Consider the following 10233-nt stretch of genomic DNA (forward strand, 5'->3'; position numbering starts at 1 on the left):
CTCACTTTGGGAAGAGGGTGATCGGGTTGACCACGTCCGCGGTGATGGTGAGCAGGGTGAACACCCCACCGATCAGGATCACCACGTACGTGAAGGGCATCAGCTTGAAGTAGTCCACCCGGCCCGGGTCGGGCTTGCGCAGCCGCGCGTACACCCAGGAGCGGGCCCGTTCGAACCAGGCGATGGCGATGTGGCCGCCGTCCAGCGGCAGCAGCGGCAGCAGGTTGAACACCCCGATGAAGAAGTTCAGCGAGATGAACAGCATGACGAAGATTTCCCAGGCGTTGTTGGCGACCGCCTCACCGCCGAGGACGCTGGCACCGACCACGCTGATCGGGGTGTCGATGTCCCGCTCGCCGCCGGTGATGGCGGTCCACAGCGCGGGGATCTTCTCCGGCAGCCGCTGCAACGCCTGCGCGGTGGCCACCGCCATGTCGCCGATGAAGGAACTGGTCGCGCCAACCGCCTCCACCGGGCCGTAGGTGACCAAACCGGGAGTGCTGATGATCAGCCCGATGCCGAGCGCGGGAACGTCGGTGACCGGCCCGTCGGGGTTGTCGATCGGGGGGCGCTTGGTGGTGCCCAGCACGGTTTCGACGGTGCCGGTCTGGCCGTCGCGCTCGTAGCCGATGGTGGCGGTGGCACCCGGGCTGGCGGTCCGCAGGACGGTGAGCAGGTCGCCGTAGTTGGTGATCGGGGTGCCGTTGAACGAGGTGATCCGGTCGCCGTCGCGGAGCCCGGCGGCGGCGGCCGGGCTGGCGGCGTCACTCGGGGTGCACTCGCGGTAGGTGGTGTCCGGCAGGACGCAGTCCTGGAGAGCGATCACCGCCGGCTCGGCGCGGATCTGCTCCTCGGTGGTCGGGCGGTCGGGGTTGGGCAGGCCGAAGGTCATCGCGGCCAGCCAGGCCGCGAAGATCGCCAACCCGAAGTGGGTGACCGACCCGGCGGACATCACGATGGTGCGCTTCCACACCGGGTAGCGCCACATGGCCCGCTTCTCGTCACCGGGCTCGACGTCGTCGTCCTGCGGCGTCATCCCGACGATCTTGCAGAAGCCACCGAGCGGGATGCCCTTGAGGCCGTACTCGGTCTCGCCGCGCCTGAACGAGAAGATGGTGGGGCCGAAGCCGACGAAGTAGCGGGTGACCTTCATGCCGAAGGCCTTGGCGGTGAGCATGTGCCCGGCCTCGTGCAGGCTCACCGAGACGAGAATGCCGAGGGCGAACAGCACCACCCCGAACGCGAACGACATCAAGCTCCTTCCACCGCAGCAGCGATGATCTCCTGCGCGTGTGCGCGCGCCCACGACTCGGCTTCGAGTACGTCCTCGACGGTACCCGGTTCGCCGAAATCGGGAGCCTCCTCCAACACGCGCTGCAACGTGTCGACGATGCCGAGGAACGGCAGCCGCCCGGCGACGAACGCCGCCACGCACTCCTCGTTCGCCGCGTTGTAGATCGCCGGCCGGCACCGGCCCGCCTCCCCGGCCGCCTTGGCCAGCGCCACCGCCGGGAACGCCTCGTCGTCGAGCGGCGCGAACTCCCAGGTGTGCGCCGTGGTCCAGTCGACGGCGGCGGCGGCCTCGGGCACCCGGTCCGGCCAGCCGATACCCAGGGCGATCGGCAGCCGCATGTCCGGCGGGCTGGCCTGCGCCAGCGTCGACCCGTCGACGAACTCGACCATCGAGTGGATCACCGACTGGGGGTGCACCATCACGGTGATGTCGGCGTACGGCACGTCGAACAGCTCGTGCGCCTCGATCACCTCGAGCGCCTTGTTGACCATGGTCGCCGAGTTGATCGTGACGACCGGCCCCATGTTCCAGGTCGGGTGGGCGAGTGCCTGCTCCGGCGTGACCGCCGTCAACTCGTCGCGCCGCCTACCCCGGAACGGCCCACCGCTGGCGGTCACCACCAGCCGGCGTACCTCACCCCGGGTGCCGCCGCGCAGGCACTGGGCCAGCGCCGAGTGCTCCGAATCCACCGGGACGATCTGCTCCGGCCGCGTCACCGCGCCCTTGACCAGCGAGCCGCCGGCCACCAGCGACTCCTTGTTGGCCAGCGCGAGCGTACGCCCGGCGCGCAGCGCGGCCAGCGTCGGCGCCAGCCCGAGCGACCCCACCACCCCGTTGAGTACGACGTCACACGGCCACTGCGCCAGCTCGGTCATCGCCTCCGGCCCGGCCACGATCTTGGGCAACTTGAACTCGCCGCTGGCCCAGCCCCGCCGGCTCGCCTCGGCGTAGAACGCCAACTGGAGATCCTGCGCGGCGGACGCCTTGGCCACCCCGACCACGTCGACGCCGAGTTCGAGCGCCTGGGCGGCGAGCAGCCCGATGTTGCCGCCACCGGCACCCAGCGCCACCACCCGGAACCGCTCCGGGTTGCGCCGAACGATGTCGATGGCCTGCGTACCGATCGACCCGGTACAACCCAGCAGCACAAGATCACGGGGGGACGTCACGCCGCCCATTCTTCCCCACCGCCCTCCGGTGCCCGGAAGGGCACCTTGTCGCGCCTGAGGTAGCGGAAGGGCTCCCACCCACAGGAAGCCCAGCGCTCGCTGTCCACCGCGAGTCGGGGGCGGGCCCGAAACATCAAAGGCCGATGCACTCTTCTCCCACTGCACGCCGTCAACCTTGCACAGCGTCAACGGGTCAAAACCTAGGACTCGCAGCTAATCTTGGACATTTTCCGTTAGGAGCTAACGGAAAATGTCCAAGATTTCATATTCCATGTCACCCCGGCACCGCGCACGGCCGTCACCTGCAAGGTCAGCATCGGGATATGCCAAGACCCACGCTGAGGAGAAGGTCGCCGATGGGCAGATACAAGCGGTGGGAGGACATCCGTTCCGAACACGTCGATCGAGCAGGCGGTGAGCGAGCCGTCGAGGCAGGTAAGCACGAACTACGCGCAGCAGCCCTCGGCCACCGCCTGGCGGAGAACCGCCGCGACCGTGACCAGACCCGGCAGCAGGTCGATGGCGTGAGGGCGACCCGGGACGACGTCCAGAATGGGCAGCATTGAGCAGCGTGGCGGCTTGGCGCGAGGTGATGGCCGCCCGCGGCCATCCGGCAGCCACCCCGCGCCGTAGGGACCACAATTCCACCGAACCGGATTCCTGATTGTGCTTTGACCGGCCCGGCGCTGCGAAGGCACCGCCCGGTGCCGACCGGGTTCGGTCGGCACCGGGCGGTTCATGCCAGGTTCAGGCGCGGGGGGCGAAGCGGCCCGCGCGGGTGGCGGCGACGAACCGGGTCCAGCTCGTCGCGTCGAAGCTCAGCTCCGCGCCCTGCCGGTCCCTGCTGTCGCGTACGCCTACCGCATCGACAAAGCCGGCCACCTCGACACAGTCACCGTTGCTGCCGGACCAGGACGACGTGCGCCACACTCCGTCACGTCTCATGGGTCATCTCCTTTGCGATCGCCGTGATCAGCTCACGGGAGTCATCGACGTCGAGCGCCCGCTCGCCGAGCGAGCGCCACGCTTCCTCGTAGGTCTGGATCTCGTGCGGCTTGTCCAGGTAGACCGCGCCGCACGGGCCGTCCATGTAAATGGTGGTCGGGTCCGGCTCTCGGACATCGATGGGGAAGTCGAGCATGGTGAAGGCACCGGTGTCGCCCCAACGGAACAGTCCTGCGTGCAGTGGCAGCACCCGGAGATTGACATTGTGCCGCTCACCGGTCACCACCAGGGCGTCGAGTTGCCGGGCCATCGCCGCCCGGTCACGCAGCGGCCGACGCAGCACCGCCTCACTCAGGATGACCTCCAGGTACGGAGCCCGGGGCACGGCCCGCGCCAACAGCCGCTGCCTGCGCAACCGGATGTCCACCTTGGCCTGCTGCTCCACCTCACTCAAGTCCGGCTGGTCGAGGGCGATTACTTCGCGCATGTACTCGACCGTCTGCAACAGGCCGGGTATCAGATCGGCTTCGTACTTCCGGATCTTGGTGGCGGCGGCTTCGAGGCCGACGTACAGCTTGAACCAGTCCTCGATCGCCTCCCCGTAGCTGTGCCACCAGCCGTGCGCCTTTGTCTCCCGGGCCAGCGACCGCATCGTCTTGATCGTCTCGGGGGTCGCGCCGTACACCCGGCACATGGCCTCCACGTCGTTCGGGTGCATGGGGACCTGGCCGGTTTCGTACCGCCAGATTCGCGGCGTCGACCATTCCAGTTCCTTCGCGGCCGCGACCACGATTACGTGCGCGTTTTCGCGAAGTTCTCTCAAATACCTGCCGAGTTGCCTACGCGGGACGGTGCTTCCCGGGTCGTCCACCTACCAACCACTCTGACCAGCCTCGACGACGCCACCGCGCTGGCTGTGGCCCTGCGCGACTCCCTCGGCCACCTGATGGTCATCGACTTCGGCGAAACCACCCTCAGCGAAGAAGACCACCAAAGCCTGCGTACCCGAGTCTGGTGCGACGCCCCACTCGACGGCCCTTACCGCTGCCACCGCCCCGACGACCACGCCGGCCCCTGCACCGTCACGTGATCGACACCGCTTCGGCAATCCCGCGGGCCGGGACGCGACGGATGGCGTGGCGGATGGCTGCCGGGACACCGACCAGCAGCACGACTGCCGCGATCACCAGGACAGCGCTGGTCGCCGTGCTCTGGAGCGGCCAGCCCGCGAGCAGTCTCAGCAGGTAGGGCAGCGGCACCAGCGCCCCGGCGACCAGGCCAGCCGCGCAGAGCCGGCCGGCGGTCGCCCGCAGCGTGGGGTCGACGGCGGCGACGAACGCGATGATGCCGGCCGGCATCACGGTCAGCGCCAGGGTCGACCCCACGATGATGAAGGACGCCAGGAACAGGTCCTCCTTCGCACCGGCCATCACGTACCAGACGAAGGCGGCGAGGCCCAGCAGGTTGAGCAGGCCGACGCAGGCCGCCACCGGGACCAGGGGCCAGCCGTGTCGCCGCACCAGGAGCGTGGCGCAGCCGACCCCACCACCATGCTGCCGACCGCGATCGACAGCGGCACGGCGACCGGCCCGCCGGCCGTGACGGTCGCGTCGGCCACGCTCGGAATCGTTTTCGCCGGTTGCTCGTGCCGGAAGCCGTCGCCGGCAAAGGTCCCGAAGCCGATCCGCTCCCACCGGCCGGCAGAGTCGCGGCGGGCGAAGCCGTCCCGGCCGTTGGCCACCAGCACCACCACGCCGCCGTCCGGCTGGTCCCGCACCAGCAAAGCGCGGGACGACAGGTACTCCTGCACGTCGCGCAGCCCGGGTATCGCCGTGCCGAGTCGCTCCCGGGCATCCTCGTCGACCTGCCAGGCGACGCGCCAGTTGGCCCCACCGTCCCGGCTCTCCTGCACCGCCAGGCGGCGCGGCACGATCCGGAAGCAGTGCCCCGGATCCCGCGCCGAACAGTCCTTCCCCGACGCGGCCGGTGGCGGCTGCTTGGAGAACAGCTCGTAGCCTCCCTCCGGCAGCTCCGAGAACGTCGTTCCGTCGTCCGCGCCGATCCACCACGTGTAGGGCTCCCGGGAGTCGTGATAGGCGTTGCCGATGCCCACCACGGCGACGTCCCGCCACTCGTACAGGGCGACAGCGTCGTCGTACCGGGGAGCTGAGGTGGCCGCGACGCCCAGCCCGGCGATCGGCAACACCACCAGCACCGCCACCATCCGCAGCCAGCGTGCCAGGCTCGGGCGGGCCACCGCCGAACGCCACGTCCACCAGGCCAGCCCCAGCGCCGGCAACGCCAGCAGGTCCGTGCCGTCGGCCAGGATCACCGACGGTCCGTTCACCACGCTCCACACCGCGGACGCCGTGGCCGCCCCCTCCGGAGTGGCCTTCACCGCCGCGAACCCCACTCCGACAACGAGGACCGAGCCGGCCGCCAGCAGGTCGCCCATCCTGCGGCCAAACCTGGGACCAGCACCCCGGACCGTATGCCGCCGCACCGGCAGTCGACCGCACCCGGCCACCAGCAGCACCAGTAAGACGGCCAGCAGCGGTGGTGCCATCACCAGTCCGGCGACGTCGCTGAGCTTTCCCGTCAACCAGCCGGGATAGGCCGCCTTGAGCACCTGGTCATTGAGGATCAGCAGCGCGGTGGCCGCCACCGTCACCGGATGGATCAGCCAGGTCAGGAGGCTGTCGATCGCCCTGTCCCCCGACCGGCCCACGCCTGTTACATGCTGCTGCGACGTGTCCATGCTTCCCCCGTGATGCTGCGAGCGCCTGCGCCTCACGGTCGACCCTGCTGATAACACTCCAGCCTCGCCCGAGCCTCAAACCCGCATCCATGCCGATCTGTCCAGCACATCGCGGCCACCCCTGGCGCTCGTCGAGCAACGCGGACAACAGGACGGTTGCCGAAGCGGATCACGGGGAACTGGAGCGCGATGGGCGGTGCGTGGGAGCGGACGAAGCGGATCAGCAGGGCGGCCTTCCGCCCCGTCCGTGGTCGGGATCTGTCGCTGCACGCCGCCGCGATCACGTTCTACGGGGCGATCGCCGTGGTGCCGGTGGCGCTGCTGGCGATCTGGCTCACCTCGCTGCTGGTGGGGGCGTCCCAGGTACGGCGGCTCACCGGGTACGCGGTGGAGGCGCTGCCGGACGCGATCGGTGCGCCGCACGCGGTGGCCGTGCTGGTCGAGGCCGGGGTCGGGCTGACGCCGTGGCTGGCCCTGGCCTCGCTGCTGCCGGCGTCGCTGTACGGCGAGGGGCTGCGCCGGGCGTTCGTGTCGGTCGCCGCGCCCCGTTCCGACGAACATCTCGTCGGCTGGCGGGGCCGGTTGCTGCTGCTGCCGCTGCTGGCACCGGCCCCGGCGCTGTTGCTGTCGATCCTGCTGGCCCTGCCGACCACCACCGGGCTGGTCCGGCGCGGTGGTTGGGCCGGTGTGCTCGGCGTGGTGCTGTCGTTCCTGGCGGTGTGGTTGGTGCTCACGCCGGTGCTGATGTGGGTCTTCCGGGTGGTCGGGCCGGCCTCGCCGGACTGGCTCGCCACGCTGGGGATGGGCTCCTTCACCGCGGCGAACCTGTCCGGCTTCCTGCACGGTTTCGTGCTCTTCGCCTCGTTGCCACTCGACCTGGGCGTGCCCTTCGGTGGGCTCGACGAGGTGGGTGCCGCCGTGGCGATCCTGCTCTGGCTCTACCTGTTCCACGTGATCGTGCTGGCCGGCTACTCCGCCACCCTGGCCCTGTCCGCCTGGCGTCAGCGGCGGAAGGGGCCGGTGACCTCGTAGGTGATGCCGCCGGACCCGGTCGAGTTGCCGCTGGTGCCGCGCTGGGAGGAGAAGTAGAGGCGGGAGCCGTCGGGGCTGAACGCGGGACCGGTGATCTCCGAGGAGGACTGGCCGTCGATCCGCAGGAACGGGGCGACCACGCCGGCCGGGGTGATCACGCAGACCTCCATGTTGCCGCCGTCCTCGGCCACGTAGAGGTCCCCGCCCGCGGTACCGGTGATGTTGTCGACGCCGGTCAGCGGGGCGGTGCCGGCTGGCACCAGCGAGTCGTCGTACGCCAGGTCGATGCGCTGGTTGACCGCGTCGTACGCCCACACCCGGTTGTCGCCCTTGGTGGTGAACCAGCAGGTACCCCGGTCGTACCAGCAGCCCTCGCCACCGTCGAAGTGCTTCGCCGCGCCGACCTGGAAGCGGGTCGGGATCGGGAAGCCGTCCCGGTCCGGAATGTTCTGCCAGGTCACCGGGCCGGAGGTGGCGTTGGCCGGGGCACACAGCACCTGCACCTGACCGGTGCGCAGATCACCCCAGGTGTCGGGGACGAAGCGGTAGAAGCAGCCGTCGCTCTCGTCCTCGGTCAGGTAGATCACCCGCCGGTCCGGGTCGCAGGCCGCCGCCTCGTGGGTGAACCGGCCCATCCGGGTGCGTTCCTCGGCGCTGCGGCTGCCGTCGGGCCAGGTCTCGAAGACCCGCCCCAGCGGCACCTCCTCGCAGGACAGCCAGGTGCCCCACGGGGTGGCCCCACCGGCGCAGTTGACGTTGGTGCCGCCGAGGATGCGGTACGCGGTGGCGATCGACCCGTCGGCGCGGAACCGCACCGCGGAGGCCCCACCGATCAGCGGCACCTCCGAGTTCGAGACGTAGATCCAGCCGTCACCGGCCGGGAAACACGCACCGCCGTCCGGTGCCCAGTGCCAGACGTACGAGGTGCCGGCGACCCGCTGACCCGAGCGGGCGATGACCCGGCTACTGAAGCCGGCGGGCAGGTGGATGCCGTTGGCGTCGGCGGCCAGCAGGTTCCCGTAAGGGCCGGGGCCGGGTTGGGCGGGTGCGGCCAGCGCGGCACCGGCCCAGAGGCTGCCGGAGAAGGCGGCGGCACCGCCGGCGACGGTGGCGCGCAGCACGGTACGACGATCCATGAGGGGAACCTCCCAGGGGTGGCGGGGGCGGGCCCCACCCACGCTAGGTACCCCACCTCATCGACAAAACCCACTCCCCCATGAACACCAACCAAACCCTCCACCCTGTCGATCATGAGGTTGGCGGCACTCCCGGAGATCAACGGTGCCGCCAACATCATGATCAACAGGCGTGCGGCGGGGTGGGTACGGGTTAGGGTGCGGGGATGGTGGGTGGTGGGGTGCCCGGGCGGGCTGACGTGGTGGTCGTGGGGGCGGGGCACAACGGGTTGGTGTCGGCGATCCTGCTGGCGCGGGCCGGGCTGGACGTGCTGGTGCTGGAGGCCGCCGACGTGATCGGTGGGGCGACGCGCACCGAGAACCCGTTCCCGAAGGTGCCCGAGCTGCGTCACTCCACCGGGTCGTACCTGCTCGGGCTGATGCCGCCGGAGCTGCTGGCCGCGCTCGACGTCCGGATCCCGGTGCTGCGCCGCGACCCGCACTACTTCCTGCCCACCCCCGGCGGGGTCGGCTCGCCGTACCTGCTCTTCGGCACCGACACGGAGGCCACCCGGGCGCAGCTCGCCGAGTTCTTCTCCCCCGCCGACGCCGCCGCCGACGAGGCGTTGCAGGCCGAGCTGGCCGCGCTGCGCGAGGACCTCGCCCCGGCCTGGCTGGCCGAACCGCTCGGCGTCGAGGAGACCGCCGACCGCTACGTCCGTCCCGCGCTGCGCCAGGTCTTCGTCGACCTGGTACGCGGCTCCGTCGCCGACTACCTGGCCCGCTTCGACTTCCGCTCCGAGCTGCTGGTCAGCATGTACGCGGTCACCGACGGCCTGTCCGGGCTCAACGCCGGCCCCGACGACCCCGGCACCGGGCACAACTTCCTGGTGCACAACATGTGCCGGCTGCCCGGTTCGGGCGGCACCTGGATGATCGCCGAGGGCGGCATGGGCACCGTCTCGCGGATCTTCGCCGACGCGGCCCGGGCCTCCGGCGCGCGGATCGTCACGGGTGCCCCGGTCACCGCGATCACCCTCGACGGGGGTGCCGCCCGGGGCGTGGTGCTCGCCGACGGCCGCCAGGTCGACGCCGAGGTGGTGCTCGGCGCCTGCGACCCGTACCGGCTGATGGAGCTGCTCCCCGACGGCGCGCTGCCGACCACGCTCGGCGAACGGATGGCGGCGGTCCGGCGCACCGGCAGCACCCTCAAGCTGAACCTGGCGCTGCGTGGTCTGCCGCGCTTCTCCTGCCTGCCCGAGGGCGCACCGAGCCCGTTCGGCTCCACCATCCACCTGCTGCCCGGCTCGGCGACGCTGGCCGGCGGCACCGGCGAGTCACCGATGGCGGCGCTGCGCGCCATGTGGGCCGACGTGCGCGCCGGGCGACTGCCGGCGGAGCCGACGATCGAGTGGTACCTGCACACCACCGTCGACCCGTCGCTGGCCGACCCGGCCGGACACCACTCGTCGGCGCTGTTCGTCCAGTCGGTGCCGTACGAGTTGGCCGGCACCACCTGGGACGCCGAGCTGCCCGGTTACGTCGAAAAGCTGATCGGAATCTGCGAGCGCTACGCGCCCGGCACCGGCGACCTGATCGCCGACGCGGTGCCGCTGCCGCCACCCGGCATCGAGAGGCACTTCGGCATCACCGGCGGCCACATCCACCACGTCGACAACACCGTCTCGTTCGCCGACCGGATGCCCTACGCCACCGGCGTCGACGGGGTGTACGCGGGCAGCGCCGGCTGTCACCCGGCCGGCAGCGTCATCGGCGCCGCCGGCCACAACGCCGCCCAGCGCATCCTCGCCGACCTCGGTCGGTAGGCGAGGCGTGGGGGGGCCCCGCCGGGGGCGCCGCCCCCGGGGGGGGCGGCAACCCCCGGGGGGGGGCCGGGCGCCCCCCCCCCCCCCACCCCCC

At 70.9% G+C, this 10233-nt stretch carries 10 protein-coding genes; 3 read left to right on the forward strand and 7 right to left on the reverse strand.

Translation table 11 applies throughout. From position 1 onward, the window contains the following. Position 1 precedes the first annotated feature (1 nt). From V5O40_RS27045 to V5O40_RS27065, 4 genes are all read right to left on the reverse strand, one after another. The gene (locus V5O40_RS27045; RefSeq protein WP_332908075.1) at positions 2–1252 is read right to left on the reverse strand and encodes a M50 family metallopeptidase; all 1251 of its coding nucleotides are present in this window, start codon (positions 1250–1252) and stop codon (positions 2–4) included. Next, a complete protein-coding gene (dxr, locus tag V5O40_RS27050) occupies positions 1252–2463 on the reverse strand; it encodes a 1-deoxy-D-xylulose-5-phosphate reductoisomerase (RefSeq protein WP_332908076.1) in 1212 nt (403 codons plus the stop codon). Before dxr ends, V5O40_RS27045 begins: the two co-directional genes overlap by 1 nt. A 747-nt stretch (positions 2464–3210) precedes the next feature. Continuing rightward, positions 3211–3393, reverse strand: a complete 183-nt coding sequence (locus V5O40_RS27060) for a DUF397 domain-containing protein (protein WP_332908084.1) — start codon at positions 3391–3393, stop codon at positions 3211–3213. 4 nt (positions 3394–3397) lie between these two features. Beyond that, positions 3398–4198, reverse strand: a complete 801-nt coding sequence (locus V5O40_RS27065; protein WP_332908077.1) for a helix-turn-helix domain-containing protein — start codon at positions 4196–4198, stop codon at positions 3398–3400. A gap of 6 nt (positions 4199–4204) precedes the next feature. Here V5O40_RS27065 and V5O40_RS27070 point away from each other — a divergent pair, with 6 nt between their 5' ends. Then, a complete protein-coding gene (locus V5O40_RS27070; RefSeq protein ID WP_332908078.1) occupies positions 4205–4498 on the forward strand; it encodes a hypothetical protein in 294 nt (97 codons plus the stop codon). Here the strand turns inward: V5O40_RS27070 and V5O40_RS27075 are convergent. Continuing rightward, positions 4491–4898 (reverse strand): hypothetical protein, encoded by a 408-nt coding sequence (locus tag V5O40_RS27075; protein WP_332908079.1) that lies wholly within the window; start codon positions 4896–4898, stop codon positions 4491–4493. The two genes, V5O40_RS27070 and V5O40_RS27075, sit on opposite strands and share 8 nt — an antisense overlap. Further along, entirely contained in the window at positions 4838–6166 is a 1329-nt protein-coding gene (locus tag V5O40_RS27080; protein WP_332908080.1) for a hypothetical protein, read from the reverse strand. Before V5O40_RS27080 ends, V5O40_RS27075 begins: the two co-directional genes overlap by 61 nt. A 189-nt stretch (positions 6167–6355) precedes the next feature. Between V5O40_RS27080 and V5O40_RS27085 the strand changes: the two genes are divergently transcribed. Further along, a complete protein-coding gene (locus V5O40_RS27085) occupies positions 6356–7198 on the forward strand; it encodes a YhjD/YihY/BrkB family envelope integrity protein (protein WP_332908081.1) in 843 nt (280 codons plus the stop codon). Here V5O40_RS27085 and V5O40_RS27090 read toward each other — a convergent pair. Then, positions 7168–8334, reverse strand: coding sequence for an alkaline phosphatase PhoX (locus V5O40_RS27090; protein WP_332908082.1), 1167 nt, complete (start codon positions 8332–8334; stop codon positions 7168–7170). The genes V5O40_RS27085 and V5O40_RS27090 overlap by 31 nt on opposite strands. Before the next feature lie 206 nt (positions 8335–8540). Here V5O40_RS27090 and V5O40_RS27095 point away from each other — a divergent pair, with 206 nt between their 5' ends. After that, complete coding sequence (locus V5O40_RS27095) at positions 8541–10139, forward strand: phytoene desaturase family protein (protein WP_332908083.1); 1599 nt, start codon at positions 8541–8543, stop codon at positions 10137–10139. Positions 10140–10233 lie beyond the last annotated feature (94 nt).

The organism is Micromonospora palythoicola, assembly GCF_036689795.1.
Taxonomy (GTDB): Bacteria; Actinomycetota; Actinomycetes; order Mycobacteriales; family Micromonosporaceae; genus Micromonospora; species Micromonospora palythoicola.